Genomic DNA, 26,541 nt, shown 5'->3' on the forward strand with positions numbered 1-26,541 from the left:
CTTAATCATACCTCGAATCCCATTTCTTTGAGGTGGTTCTTGACTTTGGTTTCGTAGTCGGCGACGGTTGCTTCGAGGTCAGGGAGTGTGTTTTCGTAGCGGTCGGCGAGTTCGGTCACGCGGGTTGCAATCTTGTGGCTGGTGGTGTCGTAAAGGCTCTTAATTCCTTCAAAGATGTCAAAGCTCCATTTCTGTTTTACGAGCAGGTCCTTGATTTCTTTTTCGGTGAGTTCGGCATACTTGTTCTTGACGGATTCGTCCAGGGCCTTGTTCAGTTCCTTGACGATGCCTGCCTGGTTTTTCGCGGTGGCGGCAAGTTCGGTGTATTTGGCAAGCACATCGAATTCTTCGCTCTTGTTGCTTGCCTTTTGCTTTTTCAGTTCCTTCAGCTTGGCGGCGATTTTCTTTGCGTCCAGTTCTTCGCTTTCTTCCTTGGCGTAGTCGGCCAGCACGCTGCCTTCGCCGCTGTTTTCTTCCACGAATTCTTCGAGCCTGGATTCGCTTTCGGCGACAACTTGTTTGGCACGCTCGATTTCGGCTTGTTCCTTGGCAAAGTAAACGCGCTCAATGACGGTCTTGGGCAACAGTTTGCCTTCCCAACCGATTTCCTTGGGCTCGGCCTTTTTCTTGCCATCATTTTTTCCGGTTGGTGAGCTTGCCGAACCATTCTTGGATTCCTTCTTGAAGATTTTCACGATTTCGGCGCCGGCCATGTAGCCGTCGTACTTGAGCACGAAAACATCGTCGCTCATGGTCTCTTGCCAGTAGGCGAGCAGCACCTGATAAACGTCGTAAAAGTCCACGAGTTCAATGTGGCGGAATTCGTCTATCAGCGATTCCGAGAGTTCTATGATAAACTTCTTCACATCTACCGTGCCGTCGATGTTCATCAACTTCTTGGAAGACTTCTTGAGCCATGCGTCAAAGGCGTTGTCAATCTGTTCGGCGTAGGCCTTGAATTCTTCGTCGTTGAAGATTGCACTGCGGATTTCGTCTTTTTCTACCTTGAGCTGATAATAGCCCGCACGGAATTTCTTGAAGAGTTTGCTCTTGAGGCCCGGGAAAATATTCCAGTAGCGTTTTAAGGAATCCACGTCGCCTGCGGGGATGCCGCCGTTCAGATGGGCGTCGATGGACTGTTCGTCTTCGGCGTCGCCGCTGTCGATGTAACGCGGGATGTTCAGGTTGTAACCGTTCTTGACCTTGATTTCTTCCATCGGGACAAAGCGCGCGTACTTGGGGTCGTCTTCAATGCGGTTCACGAAGGTCTGCACAATTTTGTAAATGTCGCGTTCGCGCAGGCGGTTCTTGGGGCCGTCTTTCACAAAGTCGTGGCTTGCGTCAATCATGAAAATGCCGCCGTTATTCCCTTGGCGTTCGGCAGCGTCTTCCTTGTCCATCACGATGATGCAGGCGGGAATACCCGTGCCGTAGAAAAGGTTCGCGGGGAGCCCGATAATGCCCTTGATGTAGCCGCGATCGATGATGTTCTTGCGGAGGGATTCTTCGGCGTTGCCACGGAACAGCACGCCGTGGGGCAAAATCACTGCCGCCTTGCCGGTGGGCTTGAGCGACTTGAGAATGTGCAGGAGCCAGGCGTAGTCACCGTTCTTTTCGGGCGGGCGATCGTCATAGCCGTCGAAGCGGCCAAATTCCTGCAAGCCGTCGGTCCAGTTCTTGAGCGAGAACGGAGGATTCGCGACCACAAAGTCGAAACGTTTCAGAGCGCCGTTGTCCAGGTATTGCGGGTTCGAGAACGTGTTGCCCGACTTGATTTCGCCACTTGCCTTGTTGTGGAGAACCAGGTTCATTTTTGCAAGGCCCGCCGTCGTGGTTTCTTTTTCCTGGCCGTAAATGGCGATGTCGAAGGGGGCCTCGTCGGCTGCGCGGATGAGGAGCGAGCCCGAACCGCATGCGGGGTCGTAAATGGTGGTGTTCCTGTTCTTGACTTTCCCAAGGCCGATGACTTTCGCCAAGATGCGGCTGACTTCTGCCGGGGTGTAGAACTGGCCCTTGCTCTTGCCGCTTTCGGTAGCGAAGTTACGCATCAGGTATTCGTAGGCATCGCCCAGAATGTCGTCGCCGCCCGCCTTGTTGTTGCTAAAGTTGAATTCCGGGCGTTCAAAGATAGACACGAGGCCGGTCAAGGTATCCACCATGTCCTTGCCGTTACCGAACTTGGAATTGTCGAAGAACTTTGCATTGTCGATGACGCCTGTCAAGTTGTTCGCTTCGGCGAGTTTCGCGATGGCCTTGTCCATCTTTTCGCCAATGTCCTTGTTGTTCTTGAGCGCGACGAGGTCATCAAAACTACCGCCTGCAGGAACGTTGATATCGGCGTACTTCTGACCCTTGAACTTGTCGGTCACGTACTTCACAAAAAGGAGCGTCAGAATGTAGTCCTTGTACTGGCTAGCGTCCATGCCGCCGCGCAGTTTATCACAAGATTCCCAGAGAGAAGAGTAGAGTTCGTTCTTCTTGATAGCCATATAAAAACGCTAGGTAGAGAGGGGGTTTGTTTGTTTCGTAAATATATATAAATGGAGGTGAGGGGTGCGATTTTTTTGTTGCGTCCGGGGTTTTAGGGGGCGGCCTCCCCCTTTTAAAAAAACGCGCGGGCCTATTGACAAACTGGATTTTTGAATCTATATTTAGTGCACAAGTGTATAGTCTTTGGTATTTTTCCGCTTGTATGCCAGAGGAGTTGACGATGAAGAAAAAGGATATAGTGCCGGCTGTCGAAAAGAACGAAATTGTCGTTTACCAGCCGGAGGGTGGGGAATTCCACATCGAAGTCCGAGTCGAAAACGAGACCGTCTGGCTCACGCAGGCGCAGATGGCGGAACTTTTCCATGCCACAAAGCAGAATATCAGCCTGCATATCGCAAGGATTTTCAAAGAAGGCGAATTAGACCCAAAAGTGGTTGTCAAGGAATACTTGACAACCACTCAACACGGCGCAATTACTGGAAAAACGCAAGTTCACGCCGTAAAAAACTACAACCTGGATGTCATCATTTCTGTAGGCTATCGAATAAAGTCAATCCAGGGCACGCGCTTTCGTCAATGGGCTTTGAACATTTTGAAAGAGTACATGCTCAAAGGCTACGCTGTAAACCAGCGAATGCTGGCACCCCAGACTCAACAAAAACTGATTGAAAACGTCAATACCCGACTCACAGCAGTCGAGCAGCGCGTAGATTTTTTCGTCAATACAGCCCACTCCGCCCAAAATCAGAGAATCGAGCAATTGTCCAACGACGTCCAGAAGGTCATGGCAAATTTCATCGACCCGAGCACCTTCAAGCACTTTCTGATTCTGAACGGGCAGCGGCTGGAGGCCGATGTCGCCTACACGCAGATTTACGGCATGGCGAAGAAGTCAGTGCTGATTGTAGATGATTACCTGGATGTAAAGACGCTCGATTTGTTGCGGTGCGTGGAGAAGAACGTTTCTGTCAAGATTTTCAGCGAACAGCACGGTCGCACCCGCCTGACCGAGAGCATGCTGGCAGACTTCAGGGCCGCTCGCCCAGATGTTGAACTTGGCGATGTTCGCACCACGGGAAACGTGTTCCACGACAGGTACATCTATCTGGATTTTGGCACCGACAGCGAGAAACTTTTCCACTGCGGGGCATCCTCAAAAGATGCCGGAAACAAAATCACGACCATCATGCAGCTGGAAGATATCGCCGGGTATCACGCACTTTTCGAGAAGTTGTTGCGAGATGAAAAATAAAGAAATCATTGCGCTCGTTGAGCGCAAGACACGGCGCCTCGGTCATGCCGGCAAGCAAGCTTGCCGTCGCGGAGCTCGCCTTACCAGTCTTTCGCAGGTCTTGCCTGTCCGCGGATAGGTTTCCAGGGCTTGCGTTCGCCGTTCTGCTCGTCGAAATCCTTCAGGAGCTGTGCAGCCTCTTCGGGGCTCATCTCGCCCATCTGCACGGGCTGTTCCTGGGGTTCTTCGCCACCCTGGCTGTCGCTGGAATTTTCCTGCGGCTGCTCGGGTTGCTGTTCAGGCTGTTGCCCACCATTGCTGTCGGAACTTTCACCGCCCTGGCTGCTGCTGGACTGGCCACCGCCATTCTGATTCTGGTTTTGGTCATCGCCCTGGCTCGAAGAACTCTCAGACCCGCTGGAATTGCCATCGCCGTTCTGGTCCTGGTTCTGCTGGTCCTTATTCTGGTCCTGATTCTGATCTTTATTTTGATCCTGATTCTGGTCCTGGTTATTGTCCTGGTTCTTGTCGTTCTTCTTGTTCTCGTTCTTCTGCTCGTCCTTGGCTTCCTTGATGCGGTCAAGAAGCATTTGCAGCTTCTGGTCGTTCGGGTAGTATTGCAGGCCCTCGTTGCAGGTGATTTCGGCAGAAGGCAGGCGGTTTTCGATGTACTGGAAGGCCGCATCGCTGTAGTAGGCGCTCGCGCTCTTCGGGGCGGCAAATGCTGCTGCGGACAATAGCAAAATCAACACAATGGACCCTATCGCTGCGCTCCAGGGTGACATAAGTCTAAATTCTTCGCGCATCAGATCACCTCCAGGTCGTTGTCGGTGTTGCTAGCGTCAATCTTCGCCTTGGGCTTGCGGCCGGCCTTGATTTCGATGACGTCGTCGATGCGCTGCACATGGCCGCTCAACTGGCCCGCAGTCTCGTCCTCGGCAATCAGGTTCTCGAGCATCTCCTTGGCTTCGGCGTACTTGCCGTCCTTGCAAAGTTGCAATGCGCGCGCCAGAACTTCCTTCGCCTTGTCGGAAAGCGGCGGCTGTTTCTGGTCGTTGTTCTGGTCCTGATTCTGGTCCTTGTTCTCTTTCTGCTTGTCGAGTTCTTCCTTCAGCTTGCGCTGGACAATTTCCACGTTCTTCTTCGCATTCTCGAAGTTGTTGTCGAGGTCGATTGCCTTTTTCAGATATGCTACGGATTCGCGCCAGGCCGCAATGCGTTCGCTACCCTCGGCAGCCTTTTCGCCCATGCGGAAGTGCGTATTCGCGAGGTTGTAGGCAGCCTTCGCTGCCATCTTCTTGTCGGGCATGCGCACGGCGCTCTCGAGTTCCTTCTTGGCCTCTTCGTAATTGCCGAGCCTGTACTGGCACGTTCCGATATTGTAGAACAATAGCGGGTTCGCGGGTTCGGCCTCGCGGGCCTTCATGTACTTTTCCAAGGCACCGGCATAGTCGCCGTTCTTGAACAGTTTATTGCCGTCGTTTATAGGCCGCGCCCAGAGGGCAACCGACAGCACACATACTAAAATCAAAAAAAATCGCATTTTCAAGCCTTCGTATTCTCTACATGGCAAGAATATACAAAATCGCCGTGCTCAAGACAAACAACGAAACAAGTGCATAACCAAGCACTTTCCACTTGGTCGACGCCCCTTCTAGAGAAACTCCCCAGCCGACAAACGGGACGAAACTCAAGATGACCGGTGCGATGTACCTGAAATCGTTGCTGCAAGAATACGGCACCTTGATCCGCAGGAACATGAGCGCAGCGAAGAAGGCCGCGCCCTGCAAAAGGAGAATCCAATGAATCGCGCCAAGTCTCGCCTTCCAGAATCCGCGGGCAGCATACACGAGCATCCCGAGGAAAGACACGCTCATCAGGGTCGCAAGCGTCCTTCCGGTCTCGTTGCGCACCAGCTCGAATTCACCGAACATCGACGACTTGAACGCATAATTCCAGAAGAACTCGCGTCCCCATTCCTCGTTCCAGGCACTCGTGTAAGGATGCGTCACGAAGGACTTCAGGTCAAAGAAAATGTAGTTGAACGCCTCGTTGCCAACCCTGAGACGTCCGTTCAAGCCGCTCGAATTACCCACCAGGTCGGCATCGCCCAGCAGTTTCTGCAGGAGGATTCCGGCAATCAGGGCTACAAACATTCCCCAGGCCACCCATTCGGACTTGGACGCGGTAAGCCGGCGGAAATTGTGGACATAGCCGCACACGGCAAACAGGAACGTCGTCCCGAGCGTCACCACGGCAGTCGTCTTGGTCCACATCGCAAGCGCCGTAGCGACAACGGACACAATCAGGTACTTGCCTTTCCCCTTATTCAGATAGTTGATACCTCCCCAAAGGCAAAGGACATGCATCAGATAGAACATCTGGTCGTTGCCAATGCGGGGCGCGACAAGAATCATCAACGGCCAGAAAGTCCACAAGAGCGAAGAAAGCCCGAGCGCCGCACCGCCCATGAAGCCCTTGAGGAAGAACAAGCCAAGCAAGAGCGTCGCCACCGAGAGCAGCAGGCTAAACGTCTGCAATCCCGTAGTGCCGCCCACGCCTATCCCGTTGCCAAACACGAACGAGGGCACCGACGACACATAATAAACAGGCGGATGGTAGCAGGTCCAGCAGTCATCGACTCCCGGAACGGCATGCTTTTCGAGAACGTACTGCACGTAGGCGACATGGCCGTCGACATCGTTCGAATAAGTCGTGTAGGGAATGTTCGCAAAGAAAACCGTCCTGATAGCCACGCCAAGGAAGAAAACAAAGAGAAGCCCTCCGCGGAGTCCAAGCCTACGCCCAACCAAGAGGCACAGGACCGCAAAGAACAGGACCGCCCCCACATTCGAAGCAGTGGCAGCCGCCGAACTCTGGTAGACAAACAGGTTCAGGCCCGCATCGCCCCCGTTGTTCTTCAGGCTGAACGCAAAGTGCGCCTTGTCCCCGACCCTGTGGGGTGCAAGCACGCTATCCTTCAGGAGGAAGCCCTTCGAGAAATTGCAACGGTCGTGGAAGCCCGACACGTCAACTTCTTCCCCGTTCACGACAATGCTTTCTGCGCAGTCATCCGGAACGACGCGCAGGTCGTATGAGGCGTTAAAGGGATTGTGGATATCCAGTTCCACCTGGAACAGTTCGCCGTCCGCCATCTTTTGCGCAACCGGGAAGCTCACCTTTTCGGGATCGCCGTCCCTGGTCAACACGACATTGTCAATGGAGACGCGCATGGCAACGCCCGTGACGACACAGGCCACGAGCAGCAGGGCGCAATAGAGTTCAGGGAGCTTGAAAAAAGCTACGACACGTTTCATGGTCTACGACTTCTTGCCTTCGTGGTATTCTTCTTCGCTGTTCACGTTCCAGAGCGCGGTCTTGTCAGCGGAGTTCTCGCGGATGCACTTCACGACTTCCATGGCGCTGAGCATGCTGTGGTCCATGTTGTTGTACTTGTGCATGCCGTTTCGGCCCATGAGGAACAGGTTCTCGATGGGGTCCACGTATTCACGGATCTTGTCAAACTCGCCGTAGGTGCCGAAGTAGGCGGGATACGCCTTCTTGATGTGGAACACCACGGAATCGCGCACGTCTTCGGGACGGGCGACATCTATCTTGTCGAGTTCGGCGATGGCAAACTTGATGAAGTCCTTGTCGGGCATGCGCCACATCTCGTCGCCCTCGGTGGCGAAGTATTCGAGGCCGATCCACACCTTCTCGGGGTCGGCCACCAGGTAAGGGCTCCAGTTGTTGAAAATCTGGATGCGGCCGAGTTTCACGTCGGACTCCTGCACATAAATCCAGTTGTCGGCCACGAACTTGAGCTTGCTTTCGGGAGAGCCGGGCTTTGCCGGATTCTTGATGAGCAGCTTGTCGAGCAGGAGGCCCACGGTAATGAAGTCGCGGTACACGAGGCCATCGGCGACGCGCCTGACATCGGCAGGCACAGGAGTCTTTTCGCTATCCATCGCGGAGACGAGTTCCTTCACCGGCATCGTGCTGAGGAAATAGTCGCAGGCAACCGTTTCGTGCATGACGACGCCCGTGCCGTCCATACTTTCCACGACAACGCTTTCGACGCGCTTGCCGTCGGCAGTGCGGTTCACGCCCACCACCTTCTCGTTCATGCGGATTTCGCCACCCGCTTCCTTCACCTTCTCGGCAACTGTTTCCCACAGCTGGCCGGGCCCGAATTTCGGATAAAGGAACTGCCCGATGAGGCTCGTCTCAGTATCCTTCTGGCGGATGTCCGCTCCGTTCGCGGCCCCCGCGGCCGGTTTTTTCTTGCCGGCGAAAATCTGCTTCACGGCGTGCACCACGGTCTTCGTGATGGAAAGTCCCTTGATGCGCTGGCCACCCCAGTCGGGGCTGATCTTGCTGCACGGCACGCCCCACACCTTCTCGGTGTAGTCGCGGAAGAACGTGCGGTAGAGTTCCACGCCGAAGCGGTTGATCATGAAATCTTCGAGGCTCTTCTCCTTGCGGGCAGGGAGCAACTGCACCTTGATGTAGCTCATGCCAATCTTGAACATGCGCCACAGCCCGAGGTTGCGGATGGTATCGCCGTTCAGGCTCACCGGATAATCGAAAAGTTTGCGGAGGAAAAGGATTCGGCTGAGGCGGCTGCGGCAGAGCATCACGTAGTCCGTCTTCTCGGGATCGGGGCCTCCGGCAACCAGAGGCACGCTGCGCCCGATGGCGATATCGTCCTTCGAGGCGACACCCTGCAGCGGCAGAATTCCCTGCCACCAGTCCATCACGGTATCGCTCTTGCTGAAGAAGCGGTGGCCACCGATGTCCATGCGGTTGCCATTGTAACGTGCCGTCCGCGAGATGCCGCCGATGACATCCTCGGATTCAAATATCACGGGCTTCACGTCCGTGGTACGCAACAACTCCAGTGCCGCCGTAAGTCCCGCAGGACCGGCGCCCGCAATTACAGCAACTTTCTTCGATTCGTTCTCCTGAGCCATTTTACACATCCTTCTTCTTTTTAAAAAGCAAAAGCTTTCGCGCCCCAAAATTCCACATCAGCACGAGAACCGCGGCGACCATCTTGGACACCATCTCGTTCAGCGAAAGCCCATCGACCATCAGGTACATGAGCAGCTGGTTGATGCCGACTCCCGCGATTCCCACCAGGGCAAACAGGACAAACTCGGCAACCTTCTGCTTTTCGAGCGTCCGCTCGCATGCGGTAAACACCCACACGATGCTCATGGTATAGTTGAGTACAAGCCCCGCCACAAGTCCCACGAGGTTCGCGAGCAGGTAATGCCATCCGCAGACATAAAGGCAAAGCGCGAACAGCCCGAAATCCACTACAAAGGCAAGCCCTCCCGTCACCAGGTAACGGAGGAACTGTCCCAGCAAGGACTTGCGAGGGAACCGGTCTCGTAGCGATTTTATCTTATCAGCAATCACGCGTCTGCAAATATAATTAAGCCAAAAAGACTAGGCCAAGATTTCGCAGCCATACAAGGCAGAAACTAGGCCAATCATGCTCTCGTGATCCTTTACCGCAGTCATTTCGCGGATACTGTGCATGCTGAGCATGGGCTCCCCGACATCGACTGTCGGGATTCCGAGCGCAGAAGAAACGGTGGGCCCGACGGTGGAGCCGCAGGGCATGTCGTTACGCATCACGAATGTCTGGTACGGGACTTTCGCCTCCTTGCAGAGCATCTTGAACCGTGCATTCGAAAAAACATCGCTCGCATAACGTTTTTGCGAATTTGTCTTCAATACAATTCCCTCTCCTAGAATCGGGGCGTGGTTCTGCTCGTGCTTCTGTGTAAAGTTCGGATGTTCGGCATGCGCCATGTCGATCGAAAGGGCAAGGCTAGACGCAAGCGCCCTATTTAAGGAGACATCCGGCGCAACCTCTTCCAGGACGCTCCTGAGGAAATTCCCGCCAGCTCCTTCGCGCGTCTCGGAGCCGACCTCCTCGTTGTTGAAGAACGCGGCCACCAGATAATCCTTCCTTGGCACGGGGGCGTTCGCCATCGCAAGTGCAACCGCATGGCAACTACTCAGGTTGTCGAGCCTGCCGGAGTATATCCATTCATTATCGAGCCCGCCCAGCCTTGCAGGCTGCGCATCGAAGAACTGCACGTCAAAATCGAGCAACTCCGCACCTTCGGGTAGTTCCCCTTTCAGCGCGTCCACAAACTTCGCCCCCTCGCGGCTTGTCCACAGCGCATTCAGGTCCGTCTGCGGATTCACCTTCAGGCCGTCCTGGTTCACGCCTCGGTTCAGGTGGACCGCCAGTTGAGGAATGCGGACAAGTTTGTCTGAACGGAACACCTTCGTCTCGATTTTTCCGCGAACCCCGTACGCCAGAATTCCGGCGTATCCCAGATCGCGGTCGAGCCAGCTCGTATAAATCGGGCTCCCGTAGATTTCGGGATGGAGTGTCTGGATACCCGCCGAGCGCACATCCGGGTTCGGGGTCACCTTGAGCGCCGGGAAGTCGGTATGGGCAAGCGCAATCCTGAACTTCGAGTCCGCACAGGCTTCTTGGGGTTCCCGGACAGCGACGAGCGCACCGCCACGTTCCCAAATTTTCAGTTTTCCAGCCTTGGATTGCGACAAAAGCGCCCTGATTCCCTCGACCGTATGGTAAGGGGTGACCGATCCGTCCAGAAAATCCAGAAATTCCATAAAAACCTCTCTTTTCCCTGCAAAATAAAAAACACGAAACCGCCTTTGCACACTGAAAATAAATATTTATATATTTCGCAGTATGATATTCAAGCCCGTCAAACAAATCAACTGGATGGAAATCTCCGGCCTCCTGGTCGGCGTGTTCTTTACCGTTGCAGTTACGATTTTCGGGATTGTCCTCTATACGAAGCTCTTTGCCAGCGGCATGATCGGCGTCGAGGAATACAGCCTCCACAGCACCTTCGAAAAGGCGCTCGGCCTCCGACCCGGCACCCGCGTCCAGATTAACGGCGTCGACGTCGGCCAGATTTCGGATATGGAAATCGAAGGCGACGGCGTCCATATGGAATTCGTCATCCGCAAGCAGTTCCAGAGCTGGATTACCGACAGCGCACAGGTCTACGCCATCCGCGACCAGAACCTGATCTCGGCGCGCGTCATCAACATCGACGTCAAGAAGGGCAAGGGCCGAATTCTCGACGACGGCGACTACATCACCCCGGGCAAGGCCCAGGATATCGAGACCGTACTCGAAACCACGAACGAACTCCTGGGTCGCGTCAACGAACTTATCGATGCGGCGGACACGCTTGTCGCCATGGCAATGGACACGGGAACGACCGTCGGCGCACTCTTCGGTTCGCGCACCCTCTACGACAACCTGAACATGCAGTTGCACCGCCTCAACGACATTACGCTTGCCGGAAAGTCCGCCCTCTTCAAGACTTCCAGCCTGCTCGACACGCTGCACAGCGACATCCCCGGACTCTTGCACAAGGTCGACGGGATTACGGACGACGTATCCGGGATGATGAACGAACTCAAGCCCCTGCCCGGCAAGGTCGACAAGCTCATGGGCAACGTCGAAGGCCTGATGGGCGACGTAGGCAACACGATGGGCAAGGTGGACGGCCTGCTTAAGGAAGTGGGCCAGGTGACCACCGGGCTTTCGGATTTCATGGAATCGACCGAACAGACCTTGCAGAACGCCGACGACCTCATGACCGGCATTTCGAACATGTGGATCATCCGCAGGAACATGCCTAGCAAGGATTCCGTACCGTTCATGGTGGAGACGCTATGGTAATTCGCAAGTTCGGCATCGCAGCGCTACTTTCGCTCGCAACGCTTGCAAGCGCATCGGAATCGGGCATTCTCTCGTCCCGCGCGCAGCGTTCCCTCGATGCAGGCAAGATAGCCAAGAGCTACGGCCAGCTCGAACGCGCATTGCTCGCCAGCCGCAAGGAATCGGACCTCCGGGCCGAAGCCCGCGTGCTGATAGCCATGGCACAAATCCGCACCATGAGCCTCGACTTCGCGTTTGCCGATTCGCTGCTCGCCCAGGTGCGCGAGGAAGTTCTCGACAAGACCTCGAAAATCCTGTTCCTCCAAGGGAAAGCGGCACTCGCAAATGCGCAGGGCAAGTTCGACGAAGCCCTCGGACTCTGCAGGTCCGCAGACCCCAACTCGTTAAAGAAGGTCGACGACCCGCTGCAGGCGGCGTTCTATTCCGAATGCGCCATCGCGCAGGCAGCAGAACGCAGGAGCGAAGACGCAGAGGAATCGCTCAAGATGGTCGGGAAGCGTTCCGACAAGAAGGGCGGATTCTACGCCTGGACCGCGGCGCGCATGGCAGACCTTTCGGGCAAGGGAACCGCGGATTCGCTCTACAGGGAAGCCGAGAAGAAATCCATCCGCGGCAACATCCCCTACATGACCGCGACTATCCTCTACCACCGTTCGCAGCTCAAGAGCACTCCGGCAGACGAAGCGGCCGACCTGAAGCTCCGTTGCAAGAATGCGTTCGAACTGATGGGCCTCCCGAACAACGCAAAGCGCTGCGGGGAATGATTGCAACCCCCGGGATGCTTATTTCGGGGTGTTTAGTATCGTAGAAAACCGCACAACGGCTTTTTCGTGGAAGCTCGCGCGGGCAATACGGTTCCAGGAGACATAATATATATTCCTCATTACGGGGCTTCCCGTCCTGGTTATGTGAGGTGATTATGGGAAACTTTTTCAAACCCGCGGGTGCAATTCTCGCCATCGCGGGGGCATCTCTCGCCGTCCACGCAGCGACCGGCGAGGGCGATTTCAACTGGAGCAACGTGAGCATGGGCGGCGGCGGGTTCGTAAGCGCCGTCATCGCCTCGCCTGTTGAAAGGAACGTGTTCTACGCGCGCACCGACGTGGGCGGCGCATACCGCTGGAACGAGGAAACCAAGCGCTGGGAATCCATGATGGACTGGGTCGACGTGAGCGAACTCGGCCTGCTCGGGATCGAGGCTATCGCAGTAGACCCGAAGGACGAAGGCAAGGTGTACATGATGGCGGGCACGAGCTACTTCAGCAACGCCCGCAGCGCCCTCCTGCGTTCTACGGACTACGGCAAGAGCTGGGAAGTGCACTACACCTGGGATTCCACGGGCGCGAAGGGCGGCGTGGTGATGGATTTCGGCGTTCACGGCAACGGCATGGGCCGCGGGAACGGCGAAGCGCTCGCCATCGACCCGAACAATACCGACATCATGTTCTACGGTTCGAGAAGGTCCGGGCTCTGGAAATCAAACGACAACGGTTCCACCTGGAGCCACGTTGATTCCTGGACCGCGGCCGCCGGGAGCGATACCACCTGGAACGGCTCCGGGTTCAGTTTCGTGCAGTTCGCGCCGGGCAGTTCCAGCACGCTCTACGCCGGATTCCTGCGCGAAGGGAGCACGGCAAAATCCACGTTCGAAAACGTGTTCACCTCGACCGACGCGGGCAAGACCTGGAAACCGCTCCCGATTCCCGACGCGCTCCGCACTACCGCAGGTGGCGCGAAGGTACGCCTGATGCCGCAGCGCGCGGTAGTCTCGAAGGACGGCAGCACGCTCACCGTCACGTTCGCCGACGGCGCGGGCCCGCATTCCATGGGCTGGGACGAGGGCTGGGGCATGATATACGACGGGTTCGGCCGCGGTGCGGTGCTGCAGTGCGACATCGCGACGCTCACCTGGACCGACGTATCGCCGGAAGACTACATCGATGACGGCAACACGGGCGCATCGGAATACGACAACGCCGACTACGCCGACATGGAAAACTACTCCTATATCGCGCCCTACGGCGGCATATCCATCAATCCGGAAGACCCGAACGAGATGGTCGTCACCACGGAAGGCTACCGCGGCCCGCAATTCTGGTATATCGCTACCGACGGCGAAAACGGCAAGTGGAGCGACCAGTGGGGTTCCAACATCTTCCGCACCACGGACGGCGGCAAGACATGGGTCGCAAGCTTCAAGTACTACTGGATGGAAGGCGGCTACTACCCCACCGTCAAGCAGATGGACGAGAACGGAATCGGCTGGATGCAGGGAGGATCCATCCACTGGTCGGGCAGCGCGGCAATCGACCCGTTCAACCCCAAGCGCGTATTCGTGAGTTCCGGCAACGGCATCTTCCGCTGCGACAACATGGACGACTACGAGGTGATACCTGCGGGAACGTTCGATTCCACGACAAACTACTACTATTCGAGCGACGAGGCGGTCCAGGGCCAGATATGGCACTTCAACGCACACGGCATCGAGGAGACCGTCCCCTACGAGGTGGTGAGCATTCCCGGAGGCCCGCTAGTTTCCGTCATCGCCGACTATGACGGATTCAGGCACGAGGACATCTCGAAGTTCCCCACCCACAGGCACCTCACCTCCGTCTCGGGCACCAACACCTCCCTCGGTTCCACGTGGGCACTCGCCTACGCCCCGAAATCGGGAACGCTCGTGAAGGTGAGCGCCACCCGCGCCTACGAAGGACAGTACAACGACGTGCCCATCGACCCGGTGCAGGTCTCGAAGGATTCCGGGCGCACCTGGAGCGTGGCCACCTACGGAAGCCTCGACAAGAACTACAAGGAAGGCACAGTCGCGATTTCCACCGACGGGAGCACCATCGTGTGGGTACCGGGTAGCGGAACCACCACCGTTTACCGCCAGGTAAATTCCGGATGGGAAACCGTATCGGGAATCGACAACGCGGCATTCGTCGTGGGCGATCCCGAAAACGCGAACGTGTTCTATGCATACAACCGAACAACGGGAGAATTCTTCAGGAGCGAGGACAAGGGCGGCACGTTCATGAAGGTAAGCGAACCCGGCAAGAGCAACGACAAGAAGTTCCGCGCCATCCCGGGATACGAAGGCGACCTCTGGCTCCCTATCGCCGAAAGGAACGAGACCGGCGACCCCGTGACAGGCAAGCTACTCCACTCCACCGACGGCGGCAAGAGCTGGACACCCGCAGAGGGCATAGGCTACTGCGAGGCCGTAGGCTACGGGAAGCCTAAAGCTGCAGGCGGCTACCCCGCGATCTACGCGTTCGGCAAGGTGGGTGAAACCGTAGGCGTGTTCGGGAGCGACGATGCAGGCAAGACATGGACCCGCGTGAACGACGACGGGCACGAATACGGCGGGCTCGCGAACGGCGAGTTCGTGATGGGCGACATGAACACCTACGGAGTCGTCTACATGAGCACGGCGGGCAGGGGAATCGCGGCACGCGTCCCGAGCGACTGGAACATGGGCTCGAGCGAATCCGGCGGAACGACTGCGATTGCCCGGAAGGCAAAGCCCGAAGGATTCGGGAGCGTGAACTACAGGAACGGCAACCTGGAATTCGTGCTGGACAACGCAAGCATGCGCCTGACCGTATTCGACATGCGCGGGAAAAACGTGTACGACAAAACCTTCGCAAAGTCGGGTCGCGTACCCGTAAGGAGCCTCGCGAAATCGAAGGGCACGTACTACGTGAGGGCGACAAGCAACGGCAAGATGCTGTTCAGCACCCGCATTGCAATAACACGATAAGGATTAATTGGCGGGTGTTTCCGCTGCATCACCCGTGGCACCGTCCACGGGTTTTTCTTTTGCATTTTCTTCGGCGGGTTCTACTGCGGCAGTTTCCTCTTCCTTCTTCTCGACCTTCTTCAGCGAAAGCAGGTGGTGGAACGCATACGGCGGAGGCAACTTTCCATCGGCAAACGCATCGATAGTATTCTTCACGTCGTTGTACTTGGTGGAATCAGCCCCTGTCTTCGAGCCGATGCCACGGTATCCCAGTACACGGAAAGTCTTGTTGTAGAAGCTTTCGCGGAACTTCTTGAACCGGGGCTGCATCACGTCGTTCAGGATCATTTCGAGCGCGGTCTCCGTCTGTTCCGCATCGAGTTCGAACGTGCGGTACATGAGGCGGATATGCTGGGGAATCGTCGTATCGGGACTGTCGAAGTAAGGGCGCATCACGTCGGCCGCGGCACGCGGGTTAGGGAAGGGTCCCTTCGAGAGGCGAAGCGAGAACCCGACCGCAAGGCGCCACTGTTCCGGAAAGTTCTTGATTGCACGGCGCATCACGATAAAGTCCGTGGTGTCCTGCGTATCGATCGGAGTGATGCTACCGACAAAGTAATATGGCGTGTAGAAGAGGCTGTCGAGTTCGGTGCAGAGGTTCGCCACATGGCTCAGGTGGTTGTACTCCTTGCCCGAAAGGAAGCTCTCGCCCAGGTCCGTAAGCCCCTTGATCCAGAGGAGCCCCGCGACGGAGGCGTCATTCCCAGCGGCGACATACTTCACGTACGAAGCCTTCGGCAAGAAGGATTCATCGAAATGCGCGTTCGGGAGCGGCTTCGCCAGGTTGAAGGCGAGCGCGATAACCGCTACGGCAAGAACGATGCATGCAACGAACCGCATAGGCCTTCCCTATAGCGCGCAGGCCTCGGCCAGTTTTTCGAGAGCGTCGATACAGTCGTTCGCGAAATTCGACGGCGTGTTGTTGCGCTGCCATGCAAAATTGAGACCGCTCGAACTGTTGAGCACGTGGAACTTGCGCTTGCCGCCGCCGTTCGCGATTGCGGTAAGCACGGTCTTCGCGTCGCCGCCCTGTCCTCCCGGCACTCCCGGAATCGAGACGCCCGGAATCAGGAACGGGATTTCGTGCTTCTTCGCGACCGTGTAGGCGGTAATCTGTTCGAGTTCCTCGGGATGCGTCGCACCGACGACTGCACCCAGGTACCCGAGACTTCCGTCCCATTCCATAATCTTGTCGGCAACGGAGTAGAACGCCTGCGCATTGTCGCGCGGGTCATCGCTGCGGACGACCGTCATGTCCTGAAAATCGTGAGCACCCTTGTTGCTCGTGCGGAGCAGCACGTAGGCGCCATTTTCGGAGTTCTCGCGGATGAACGGGCCGACAGAATCGGCACCCATCCACGGCGAAACCGTCACGGCATCTGCCTTGTACACATCGTAGGCGGCAGTCGCATATGCGGCACTCGACTTGCCGATGTCGCCGCGCTTTGCATCCAGAATAACGGGAATGCCCGCGCTCCTGTAGTCGGCAATCAGCTGCTGCAGCACAAGCATCGCCTGCACGCTCACGCATTCGTAGTAGGCGCTGTTGGGTTTCACCACGGCGGGCTGCACGTTACGGCGCAATGCGCATTCCAGAATGTCGGAATAGAAGCGCTTGATCTTCTCTTCGGCACTGCCTTCGAGCGGGATAAGCTTCAAGACCGGGTCCATGCCGAGGCATACCGGGTTCCCGCACTTCGCGATTCTCTGTTCGAGAAGTTCGTGGAAATTCGCCATTACTTGAGTTCCTCCTGGATCTGCGCGGCTTCGTAGCTGAGGATTCCGTGCGCCACGGAAACATTCAAGGATTCAAGTTCGCTGCTCATCGGGATCTTCACCGTCTCGTCGGCAAGCTCGATGAAATACGGATTGGTGCCTGCGCCCTCGTTCCCCACGAGGAAGGCCATCTTGCGGAGCTTGTGCTTCGGAATTTCCTTCAGGCTCTGCTTTGCGTGCAGGTCCGTCGCAATGATGGTATAGCCCTTGCTGCGCAGGAAGTTGATGTGGTCCACGAGGTCGATATCGAATTCGAAGGGAACGCGCAGGAACGTGCCCGAGGAGCCGCGGACCACCTTCGGGTTGAACGGGCTCACCGTACCGCGGCCGAGCACCATGCCGTTGGAACCGAAACCGAGACTCGTACGAAAAAGCGTCCCGAGGTTGCCCGGATCCTGCACGGCGTCAACGAGCGTGAGCACGCTGCGGCTCGCCTCGTAGACGGGCTTGGTGTTCGCGATGCGGCAATGGGCGATAATCCCCTGCGGAGTAACCGTCGAGGAAAGCTGTTTCATCTGTTCCGGCGTGAGCACGTGGAGCGTGACTTCGGCGTCGTTGATTTTTTCGATGAGGTTCTCGTCCTCGAAACCTTCGACGACATACACGGCAATCACAATTTCGCGATGACGGGAGACAAGTTCGTCAACGACATGCACGCCTTCGCCAAGGAAGCGGCCTTCGCGTTCGCGGCCCTTCTCGGTCGTAATGGCCAGGAGCTTGCGGAACCAGGGCGGATTCGCCTCGGAAGACGCAGTCTGTTCCGCCTGAGTCTCCAATACGGATTCGTCGATATTCTCGTCGACAAGTTCGGCCTTCTGCTCGGGACGCTGACGGTACACGGGAGCACCCATGTCGCCAGAAGCGCGGAACGGACGGGCGTCGCGGTCGAAGCGCTTCTTGAAGGGGCGATCCCCGAAGCTGCGGGGACGGCGTTCGCGGCTGAAGCGGCCTTCGCCATCTTCACGGCGGCGTCCGTCTTCGCGCAAACCGCGCGGGCGGTCGCCTCGGAATCCCGGACGGTCGGAGCCCTTGAATACAGGGCGGTCTTCCCTGCGGAACGGGCGGTCGCCGGAATCCGTGCGGGAATCGTCGTCGCGGCGGGGGCGACGTTCGTCTCTTTTTTCGCTAACTCCGAACTTGCGGTTCAAAGTCGTTCTCACTGTGCGCTTGTTTTCTTCGCTCATAATTTTTCCATCAGCTGTCTGGCGACAGATTCGCCATCGATTTTAAGTAGTTTATACAATTCCTTGATTTCGCCCTGTTCCACAAAACGATCCGGCAAGCCAAAGCGGAACACCTTCTTGTCCGTATAGCCGAGATCCTCGAGCAGGTCCGACACGGCAGAACCGTAGCCGCCGATTCGGGTATTGTCCTCGAGCGTGACGATGACCTTGTGGTTTTCGAACAGGCCCCGATAAGATTGCGTATCGAGCGGCTTTATAAGGCGCGCATCCACAAGCGTCGGGCTGTATCCGTTCTGCTTCAGGATTTCTGCCGTCTTCTTGAGTTCGTTTGTCATGAATCCCGCACCGAGCAGCAAGATATCCTTCCCCTGCTCGATGACCTTCGGGAGTTTCGCGTCAAAAGGCTTGTCGCTTACCGGGGCAAGGGATTCGGCAAGCGCCGTGCCACGCGGATAGCGGATGGCGACCGGGCCTTCCATGTCGATGGAGGCCGTTATCATGTCGCGGAGCTCGTTCTCGTCGCTCGGAGCCATGATGGTAAGGCCAGGAACGGTACGCAGGAACGAAAGGTCGAATGCGCCATGGTGCGTGGGGCCGTCGGCTCCGACAAGCCCTGCGCGGTCAAGGACGAAAACGACATGCAGATTCTGGAGCGCCACGTCGTGCATAATCTGGTCGTAGGCGCGCTGCATGAAGCTCGAATAAATTGCCACGACGGGAACAACGCCATCGCAGGCGAGCCCCGCGGCAAAAGTAACCGCATGCTCTTCGGCGATGCCCACATCGATGACACGGTCGGGCAGTTCCTTCGCGACAATATCCATGCCGCAGCCGGTCGGCATCGCGGCCGTAATGCCCATGATGCGGTCGTCCTTCTTCGCAAGTTCCAAAAGCGTCTTGCCGAACACGCTTGTCAGCGAGGGATTCGGGCTGCCCGGCGAAAGCGGAAGTCCGCTCTCGGGATCGAACGGGCCCGTACCGTGGAACTTCGTCGGATTCTTCTCGGCAGCGTTGAGGCCGCGGCCCTTCTCGGTAAGCACGTGCACAATGCAGGGACCGGGCTGGTTCTTGACCCTCTGAAGGATCATGATAAGTTCGTTAATGTCGTGGCCGTCGATCGGGCCAAAGTAGCGGACGCCCAGGTCCTCGAAGAACGTTCCGGGCTTCACCGCATTCTTCGCGGCCGTTTCCACCTGCAGGAACAAATCACGGAAACGGCTGCCGAGCACACCCGGAAGCCTCTTCATCAGGCGGTCCAGGTCCGAACGCATCTTGTTGTAGACCGGGTCCGATATAACGCGGTTCAGGTACTTGCTGAACCCGCCCACGTTCGGCGCGATGCTCATCTTGTTATCGTTCAAGATGATGGTCATGTTCTGCTTCGAGACGCCCGCATTGTTCAGGGCCTCGTAGGCCATACCGCCAGTCATGGAGCCGTCACCGATGACCGCCACCACGTTGTTCTTGCGGTTGAAATGGTTACGGGCAACCGCAAAACCGAGCGCCGCCGAAATGGAGGTGGTCGCATGCCCCGCGCCAAAGCAGTCGTATTCGCTTTCGCAGCGCTTCAAGAACCCGGAGATGCCGCCCTGTTGACGGAGCGTGTCGAACCGGTCGTAGCGACCCGTCAGAAGCTTGTGCACGTAAGCCTGGTGTCCCACGTCCCAGACAATCTTGTCGTCCGGGGCGTTGAACACGTAATGGAGCGCAAGCGTGAGCTCCACGACGCCAAGGCTAGACGCAAGATGCCCGCCATGCTTCGAGACCTGCCCGATGATGGTTTCGCGGACCTGCGATGCAAGCCGGTTCAATTCGTCCAAGGAGCAGTGCTTGATGTCCTCGGGAGACTTTACGTCTTTCAATTCCATTACTTAACCCGTGTAATGATGAAGGCGGCAATCGCGCGGAGGATGGAGGTGTCGCAGTCCAACCTATCCAAGGCAAGGAGAGATTCTTCGTAGAGTTCGTGCGCACGCTCGCGGGACTTTTCGAGTCCGACCAGCGAAGGATAAGTCGCCTTGCCCTTCTCGATGTCGGAACCGGCATCCTTGCCCAGTTCCTCGGTCGTAGAAACAATGTCCAGGATGTCGTCCACAATCTGGAAGGCAAGCCCGATGGAGCGTCCGTAATCGCGGATAGCTTCGATAGATTTCTTGTCGGCGCCAGCCAGCATCGCACCCACCTGGAGCGAAGCCTCGATAAGGGCAGCCGTCTTGTGGTAATGGATGTAGTCCACAATTTCGAGGTCGACCGTCTTGCCTTCGCATTCGATATCGGTCATCTCGCCGCCGATCATGCCGTAGGTACCGAGCAGGTGGGCCAGCAGCTCTATCGCCTGGGCATCGCCCGTCTTGCCCATCAGTTCGAAAGCCTGCACGCACAGGGCGTCTCCCGCCATGACGGCAGTCGCCTCCCCGAACTTCTTGTGGTTCGTGAGCTTTCCGCGACGGTAGTCGTCATTATCGACACAGGGCAGGTCGTCGTGGATGAGGCTAAAGGTGTGGAGCATCTCGAGCGCAGATGTCGCAAGCCAGATCTTGTCGCCCTTGCCGCCGAACATGTCGAACGTCGCCTTTGCAAGGCCCGGACGCAAGCGTTTTCCACCAGCAAACATGGAATAACGCATAGCCTCGTGCAGGCGGCACGGGCGGTCACTTACGGGGGGAAGGTGTTCGTCAAATTTCGCTTCCGCTTCCTTGGCAATACGGGCAAGGTAGTCCTGCGCTATAGCAGATTCTTTTTCAAGATTTTCCATAATCCAAAGATACTTAAATTCGCGTTTACAAACAATGGTGGCATTGTTCAAATATCAAATAAAAAAGCCCCCGGCAGGGGCTTTTCGGTCATTTTCATGTGCGTTAGAACAGTGCGCCGTAGAGAATCACGTCGTCGATGTAGAACTCGGAACCGTCCTGCACGAAGATGTGGAACTGCTTGACCCAGCTCTTGACTCCGCTCCACGAGGTGAAGCAAGATTCCGTCGTCGCGGCACCCACGCAGAGTTCGGCAGGGTTCACGCTGATGCGCTGCCAGTCCTTGGAAAGCGGGATCCATTCGGTGGCGGCCTTCAGGTTCTTGCTCGGGTCGATGTAGTTCTCGAGCGAAAGCCTGATGTTACCGTTACCCTTCGCGTAGAACACCACGGAATCGATTTCGGAGAACTTCATGTTGTGCTCAAACGCGGTACCCACAAGCGCCCAGGCGTAATCGTCGCTAGCCAGCTTGTACGTGCCGTGGAACACCTTCGACTTGCGGGTCGAATCGTACACGATTCCTTCCTTCACGCTGTTCGCAGGCTTGATTTCGGTACCCTTCTTGAGGCTATCCGTATTCAGGTACCAGCCTTCGCCACCATTCTCGAAATCCTGCAGGACCTTCACCGGGTTCAGGAACTGCGTGCTGTTGGATTCCGCCACAGTGTTCCATTCCGCATAGAGGCTGTTCAGGCTATCGGCAGTCACGAAGTATATCGGGAGCGAATCGCCCGCGGGCACGCTCGGGAGCACGTAGGCACCCACGTTGTTCGTCTTCACAAGCACATCGAGCCCGTAGACACCCACCCAGAGGAACTCATCCACCGTGCGGAGCGTTACTTTACTCGAAACAGACGCGGTCGCCGAAATCCATATGGTATCGAGATCCGGCAGGTCTTCCGCATCGAACACCTTCGAGAAAGCAAACCCGTCAGAAACGACCGTCAGGCGGTATTCCCCCTTCTCGGGCCATTCCATGGTAAACCTGCCGTTCGCATCGGTGCGGACATCGGAATCCACCATCGCATTCTGGACTGCAAACTTTTCGGCCTTCGCGTCGGCGGCACGGAGGGCGACCGTCGCATAGGCAGCAGGAGTACCGTCCTTCAGGAGCGCGACGATTTTCCCTTCATCGGGATCGGGAGCGCGATAATCCTTCAGCACGGATTCGCGGGGCTTCAGGTACAAGGTCTTTTCGTCCAGGGTCTTGTCGTAGTCCCCGTCAACGAAATAGAGGTGCAGCGAATCGTTCGCCGGGAGCGCGGACAACGCGAACCAGCCGTTCGAATCGGTCTTCACGAGCACGTCGGTACCGAGCACGCCCACCCAGACATTGGAACTGCCTTCGGGAACATCCACGACTCCAGCCATCAGGGCGGTCGCGAGGAGGTTCACCGTGTCGGGGGAAGCCTTGTCGTTCGATTCACTGAAATCGGCGCGGGTCACGACCTTGGAGAACGCGACTCCATCCGGATGGACCACCGTCAAGCGGTACTCGCCTTCCTCGGGAATCTTCACCTCGAAGGCGCCCTTCTCGTCTGCATAGCCGTCGGCCACCACGAGGGCGTTCTCCTCGACTGCCTGCGAAGCGCGGAAGTTGACCTTCCGGAGCGCGACAGACGCATAGGAAGCAGGCTTGCCGTCGATAAGCGCAAGTCCGTTCGTCGTCTCGCTGCCGGGACCTTTCGTAAATTCATCGGGCGCGGAAGAACAGAACCACCCCATAAGGGCGATCGGCATTAGAAGAAGCAACTTTTTCATTTTTCCTTCTCCTGTAGTTTCTTCGCAAATCCAATCGGGAACAGCTGGACATTCAGCTGGAAGACCGTATCGTCGCCATCGCCTTCCTGCGACATGCGCAGAAGCTCGCTGCGGAACTCCTTGATCTTTTCGCGGATGAGCGCGATGTCGTCCATGTTGAACGTCATCGTCACCGTGCTAATGTCCCTGAGGGGAGGCGCATGGCGTTCGAGGGATTCGCCGCCAAGACGGATTGTTTCCTTCTGGAAAGTACGCACGGCTTCGGAGCGCCAGTTTCCACCGGTACTCACGAAGGTGTCGTTCACCTTCCAGTATCCATCCCTATCCCTCGAAATCATGTTTAAATCATACAAAAGTTTTACGGCACTCTTGGCCTCTTCCACCGTAATCGGGGGCGTACAGCTCTCCGCCAGGCCCTCGAAGTCGTCCTTGAACTTGCAGATGCCGATAATCGAGCGGATGGCGTTGCAATACCAGTTGCGGTAGAACTCAAGCTCCTTCTTCGCAAGCCTCTTGAGGGGGATCCCCTTCAGGATCTGCATCTTCTCGTAATGGTTCAGCGCCTCGGCATCCGTCTTCGCGCGGCCGAAGCAAACAAGTTCGGTCCAGTAGGCGGTCTCCTTCTCGTCGAGCCCGAAGAATTCGGCCATGGGCTTCACGAGAGAGAGCGTGAGGTGGATCTTTCCCTGGGACACGCGCAAAAGGTTGCCCGGGTCCGCCCCGAGCTTCATCGCCATGTAACGCCAGGAGATGACGCTCTTGCGCTGCTTGAAGTCGTCAAATGCGTCACGGATCCATTCGCGGTAGTCTGTATATTCAAAAATCGGCTTCACAAAAATATCCTCTGGAATCACCCCTCGGGGTGGCCCGCAAAGTCTTGTGGGCTAACAGATTAAAAATAAAACAGCGCAAGCCAAAAAGGTAGTATTAGGGGCTAGTCTCCGTTGTGAAATTTTACAACGACATTTTCGGCGCTAGGGCATGAGGCCGTCCAGCGGCACTCCGGGGATTCACGGGAAGCCGAAATCCCGCAAAAACCCTCAAATTCGAGGATACCGCCCTTAAGATCGTAGTTCACCAGGTAGTCCAGCACCTCGGACTTCGAGTCCAGGACCGCCCTCTCGCGCATCATTTTTGCGGTGACGGCAATCACACAGGCGTCCTTTTCCGGGTGGTTCTCGGCCTCCTCGGAGAGGGCGTTCCACGACAGCTGGATAGGCTTGAAATCGACCTCCGGCTCCTTGTGTGCGCACGAGGCGAGCAGAAGCGACAACGCCGCAAGGGCAAAGGAAAGACGCGTGCGCATAGGCTATCGGTTCTGGCGCTTGTAGGTCGCGCTCGTCACGCGGTTGCGGCCCCCTTCCTTGGAGGCATAGAGGGCCTTGTCGGCGCGTTCGAACAGCTTCTTGGGATCTTCGCCCGGAATCATCTCCGCAATGCCGAACGAGCACGTAATGGTCTGCTGCTTGATGAGCTGGGCCTTCTCGATGGCGATACGGAGCTTCTCGGCCAGGAACTGCGCGTTCTGGATAGGAGTGTCGCCACAGAGGATGACGAATTCCTCGCCTCCCCAGCGCACCAGGCTGTCGCTGTTGCGGATCTTGCCCTGGATGAGCTTCGAGAGGTTCACGAGCACCTCGTCGCCCACGCTGTGGCCGTAGGTGTCGTTCACTTCCTTGAAATGGTCGATATCGAGCATCACGAACGAGACGGAGGAACCGTTCTTGTTGAGGTTCTCCTGTTCGCGCAGGAGCACGCTACCGAAACCGGCGCGGTTGAGGCAGCCAGTAAGCGGGTCGGTGCGGCTGGACTTCTCGTATTCGCTCTTCTCGATTTCGAGAGCCTCGAGGTAGCGTTCCAGTTCTTCCTGGCGCTTCTTGTTCGCGGCGCGCTCACGGTTGTAGTCGAAGAAACGGATGACGAGGATGATGAGGAAGGTGACGAACCAGACCGCGACGATGATGGTCACGAGGTCGGCCCACGGGATCTTCTTGCCCTTGAAGCAGAGTCCGCGGATTTCGAGCGTGCCGTAGCCGAGCGGGGCGTTCGTGCCCGTCTGGATTTCGATAAGCGGGATGTTCGAGAGGTCGACGCGCGCCTTGTGGACGTTGATTTCGTTCTGGGCGACCCACCAGGACGCCACGCGGAATTCCTGCGGGACGAACACGGCGGGATAAGTCTCTTCGAGCGGGAAGAACTCGATTTCGTTGAACTTGAGCGAACCTTCGTCGCCCTCGCGGTAGAAGTCGGCATCGTAGCCGCGCAGGTAGAGGCGGACCGTTCCCTCGCCACGGGGCTTGATCCACACGAAGATGCTGTCGTATTTGGAGAAGTCGCGGCCCTTGGTCTTGCCATCGCCCAGGAGGATCTTCACGCCCGCATACGGGTAGGCGTAGCCTTCCTTGAGTTCGTAGTCGACAATGATGGAAGAATCCGTACGGGTAAGGGCGACCGCGGAAGCACCCCCGTCCGCGCTGTCCGTCTCGGGAATCACGTAGGCGTAATCAGAAAGGTTCAGGAACGTAATATCGTCCAAACCGTTCTTGTATGCGAACAGCGCAATGACCGTCGCAGCCAATAGGACGAAAATCAGGATGTTCATCCTGAATAGGGCGTATATTTTCTCCATGATTCTCGACATGTTCCTTCCTACCGATATACCTCCAAAAATAACATATTACGGATTCCTAAACCAGCCCGCTACCGCGAAAGCCACCCGCCAAGGCGCCCGACAAGGGGTCTGAGAGTGTTCGCGAGCTCCTTTTGCGACATTTCGCTCGGGTGACCGTGCAAGGCGGTATTCTCGGTGTAAACAAACTTATACACAATATCGTTTTTCCCCGCGGCCACCTGGTCATTGTAGATGCTCTCGACAACGCCGCCTAGGTCGTCATTCGGCCACGTCTTCGTCGCGACGAGCAGGAACTTCACGCCGGGATGCAGGGCGCGGAGCTTATCCAGCAGTTTCGCATACGCTTCCTTGAACTTGCCCACGTCCGCATACGGGGGCTCGCCCTGGAAATCGTTGATGCCCACGAACACGACCACGACCTGCGGATGGAACTTCTCGAAATTCCAGCGTTCGGCATCCTTTTCCTGCTCGGGGGTGCCCATCATCGTGTATTCGTACAAATTCTCGAGCGTCCACTCGGGGACGATATTCGCATAGTTGCGCACGAGCCCGCGACCGCTCACAGCGTTTACCTGGTAATCGGCCTTGTAGCCTTCGGCAAGCAGGAAGGCGTAGCTCTTGCTCGCGTTCGTCTTCTCGAAGGGCGTGCCGTCTTCCGGCCCCTTGCCCTCGACCCCGTAGCCGACCGTAAAGGAATCGCCGATAAATTCGATGCGTCGGTTCCAGGACTTCGGTTTCGGCCCGAAGGAACCGCCCTTCCCGAGTTCGATGCCGCGGATGCAGATTTTGCCCGGATTGGATTCACTGACCTTGACGAGGCGGTAGGTGTGGGAAGCCTTGTCTTTCGGAGCCTTGAAGGAAAGTTTCCTGCGGTCGTTCACCGTCTCGTATTTCACCGCCTTGCCGTCGATTTCGAAAAGGAACCGGGCCTCGCCCTCGATGTCAAACGAAACTTCGGATGCCGTCGCGTTGAAGGAGACCGATGCCGCGGGGGCACTCGCACAAAGGCATTCTTCACTGACACTCCACCGCCCCTGCAAAAGCAGGGACTCTTCTTTGGGCATGGACATGGATTGCCCTCCATAGGCAAGGACGGACACAAAAAGGGCCGTCGGCAAAAACAACTTCACATTCATGGGGGACAAAGTAGCAAGTTCAG

At 56.8% G+C, this 26,541-nt stretch carries 21 protein-coding genes; 4 read left to right on the plus strand and 17 right to left on the minus strand.

Annotation, left to right across the window (positions count from 1 at the left end; all coding sequences use genetic code 11):
- Positions 1 to 5: 5 nt before the first annotated feature.
- The gene (locus B2310_RS05840) at positions 6 to 2,489 is read right to left on the minus strand and encodes a type I restriction-modification system subunit M (RefSeq protein WP_290729466.1); all 2,484 of its coding nucleotides are present in this window, start codon (positions 2,487 to 2,489) and stop codon (positions 6 to 8) included.
- A 173-nt stretch (positions 2,490 to 2,662) separates the two neighbouring features.
- Here B2310_RS05840 and B2310_RS05845 point away from each other — a divergent pair, with 173 nt between their 5' ends.
- Positions 2,663 to 3,742, plus strand: coding sequence for a virulence RhuM family protein (locus B2310_RS05845; RefSeq protein ID WP_290729469.1), 1,080 nt, complete (start codon positions 2,663 to 2,665; stop codon positions 3,740 to 3,742).
- An 80-nt stretch (positions 3,743 to 3,822) separates the two neighbouring features.
- Here B2310_RS05845 and B2310_RS05850 read toward each other — a convergent pair whose 3' ends face one another.
- The 6 genes from B2310_RS05850 to B2310_RS05875 are packed head-to-tail and all read right to left on the minus strand — an operon-like array spanning position 3,823 to position 10,384.
- Complete coding sequence (locus B2310_RS05850) at positions 3,823 to 4,527, minus strand: hypothetical protein (protein WP_290729472.1); 705 nt, start codon at positions 4,525 to 4,527, stop codon at positions 3,823 to 3,825.
- On the minus strand, positions 4,527 to 5,237 hold the full coding sequence (locus B2310_RS05855) for a tetratricopeptide repeat protein (RefSeq protein WP_290725530.1): 711 nt from the start codon (positions 5,235 to 5,237) through the stop codon (positions 4,527 to 4,529). Before B2310_RS05855 ends, B2310_RS05850 begins: the two co-directional genes overlap by 1 nt.
- Positions 5,238 to 5,283: 46 nt before the next feature.
- Positions 5,284 to 7,038 (minus strand): glycosyltransferase family 39 protein, encoded by a 1,755-nt coding sequence (locus B2310_RS05860; RefSeq protein ID WP_290729475.1) that lies wholly within the window; start codon positions 7,036 to 7,038, stop codon positions 5,284 to 5,286.
- Positions 7,039 to 7,041: 3 nt separating this feature from the next.
- Positions 7,042 to 8,694, minus strand: a complete 1,653-nt coding sequence (locus tag B2310_RS05865; RefSeq protein ID WP_290725523.1) for an NAD(P)/FAD-dependent oxidoreductase — start codon at positions 8,692 to 8,694, stop codon at positions 7,042 to 7,044.
- Between the two features lies 1 nt (position 8,695).
- A complete protein-coding gene (locus B2310_RS05870) occupies positions 8,696 to 9,145 on the minus strand; it encodes a GtrA family protein (RefSeq protein ID WP_290725520.1) in 450 nt (149 codons plus the stop codon).
- A 30-nt stretch (positions 9,146 to 9,175) separates the two neighbouring features.
- Positions 9,176 to 10,384: a M18 family aminopeptidase gene (locus B2310_RS05875; protein WP_290729478.1), complete on the minus strand. Its 1,209-nt coding sequence runs from the start codon at positions 10,382 to 10,384 to the stop codon at positions 9,176 to 9,178.
- Positions 10,385 to 10,466: 82 nt separating this feature from the next.
- On the opposite strand from B2310_RS05875, the gene B2310_RS05880 reads away from it, so the two are divergent.
- The 3 genes from B2310_RS05880 (at position 10,467) to B2310_RS05890 (ending at position 15,237) form a co-directional block, all read left to right on the plus strand.
- Positions 10,467 to 11,474, plus strand: a complete 1,008-nt coding sequence (locus tag B2310_RS05880; RefSeq protein WP_290729481.1) for an MlaD family protein — start codon at positions 10,467 to 10,469, stop codon at positions 11,472 to 11,474.
- Positions 11,468 to 12,238: a hypothetical protein gene (locus B2310_RS05885; RefSeq protein ID WP_290729484.1), complete on the plus strand. Its 771-nt coding sequence runs from the start codon at positions 11,468 to 11,470 to the stop codon at positions 12,236 to 12,238. Before B2310_RS05880 ends, B2310_RS05885 begins: the two co-directional genes overlap by 7 nt.
- A 155-nt stretch (positions 12,239 to 12,393) precedes the next feature.
- Entirely contained in the window at positions 12,394 to 15,237 is a 2,844-nt protein-coding gene (locus tag B2310_RS05890; RefSeq protein ID WP_290729489.1) for a hypothetical protein, read from the plus strand.
- A 3-nt stretch (positions 15,238 to 15,240) separates the two neighbouring features.
- On the opposite strand, the gene B2310_RS05895 is transcribed toward B2310_RS05890, so the two are convergent.
- The 10 genes from B2310_RS05895 to B2310_RS05940 all read right to left on the minus strand — a co-directional run bounded on the left by B2310_RS05895 (position 15,241) and on the right by B2310_RS05940 (position 26,452).
- The gene (locus B2310_RS05895) at positions 15,241 to 16,116 is read right to left on the minus strand and encodes a hypothetical protein (RefSeq protein WP_290725507.1); all 876 of its coding nucleotides are present in this window, start codon (positions 16,114 to 16,116) and stop codon (positions 15,241 to 15,243) included.
- A 9-nt stretch (positions 16,117 to 16,125) separates the two neighbouring features.
- Positions 16,126 to 17,013: an orotidine-5'-phosphate decarboxylase gene (gene pyrF, locus B2310_RS05900; protein ID WP_290729492.1), complete on the minus strand. Its 888-nt coding sequence runs from the start codon at positions 17,011 to 17,013 to the stop codon at positions 16,126 to 16,128.
- Positions 17,013 to 18,236 carry a TrmH family RNA methyltransferase gene (locus B2310_RS05905; protein WP_290729495.1) on the minus strand — a complete coding sequence of 408 codons (1,224 nt, stop codon included), beginning with the start codon at positions 18,234 to 18,236 and terminating at the stop codon, positions 17,013 to 17,015. The genes pyrF and B2310_RS05905 overlap by 1 nt, the downstream gene beginning before the upstream one ends.
- Positions 18,233 to 20,104: a 1-deoxy-D-xylulose-5-phosphate synthase gene (dxs, locus tag B2310_RS05910; RefSeq protein WP_290729498.1), complete on the minus strand. Its 1,872-nt coding sequence runs from the start codon at positions 20,102 to 20,104 to the stop codon at positions 18,233 to 18,235. The genes B2310_RS05905 and dxs overlap by 4 nt, the downstream gene beginning before the upstream one ends.
- Positions 20,104 to 20,991 carry a polyprenyl synthetase family protein gene (locus tag B2310_RS05915; RefSeq protein WP_290729501.1) on the minus strand — a complete coding sequence of 296 codons (888 nt, stop codon included), beginning with the start codon at positions 20,989 to 20,991 and terminating at the stop codon, positions 20,104 to 20,106. Before B2310_RS05915 ends, dxs begins: the two co-directional genes overlap by 1 nt.
- A gap of 103 nt (positions 20,992 to 21,094) precedes the next feature.
- Entirely contained in the window at positions 21,095 to 22,750 is a 1,656-nt protein-coding gene (locus B2310_RS05920; RefSeq protein WP_290729504.1) for a hypothetical protein, read from the minus strand.
- The gene (locus tag B2310_RS05925; protein ID WP_173381745.1) at positions 22,747 to 23,583 is read right to left on the minus strand and encodes a TIGR02147 family protein; all 837 of its coding nucleotides are present in this window, start codon (positions 23,581 to 23,583) and stop codon (positions 22,747 to 22,749) included. Before B2310_RS05925 ends, B2310_RS05920 begins: the two co-directional genes overlap by 4 nt.
- Before the next feature lie 101 nt (positions 23,584 to 23,684).
- Positions 23,685 to 24,056, minus strand: coding sequence for a hypothetical protein (locus B2310_RS05930; protein ID WP_173365609.1), 372 nt, complete (start codon positions 24,054 to 24,056; stop codon positions 23,685 to 23,687).
- A 3-nt stretch (positions 24,057 to 24,059) separates the two neighbouring features.
- A complete protein-coding gene (locus B2310_RS05935; protein ID WP_173365610.1) occupies positions 24,060 to 25,391 on the minus strand; it encodes a GGDEF domain-containing protein in 1,332 nt (443 codons plus the stop codon).
- A 59-nt stretch (positions 25,392 to 25,450) separates the two neighbouring features.
- On the minus strand, positions 25,451 to 26,452 hold the full coding sequence (locus tag B2310_RS05940; protein ID WP_290729509.1) for a GDSL-type esterase/lipase family protein: 1,002 nt from the start codon (positions 26,450 to 26,452) through the stop codon (positions 25,451 to 25,453).
- Positions 26,453 to 26,541 lie beyond the last annotated feature (89 nt).

The sequence above is a fragment of the Fibrobacter sp. UBA3629 genome (assembly GCF_002374005.1).
Taxonomy (GTDB): Bacteria; Fibrobacterota; Fibrobacteria; order Fibrobacterales; family Fibrobacteraceae; genus Fibrobacter.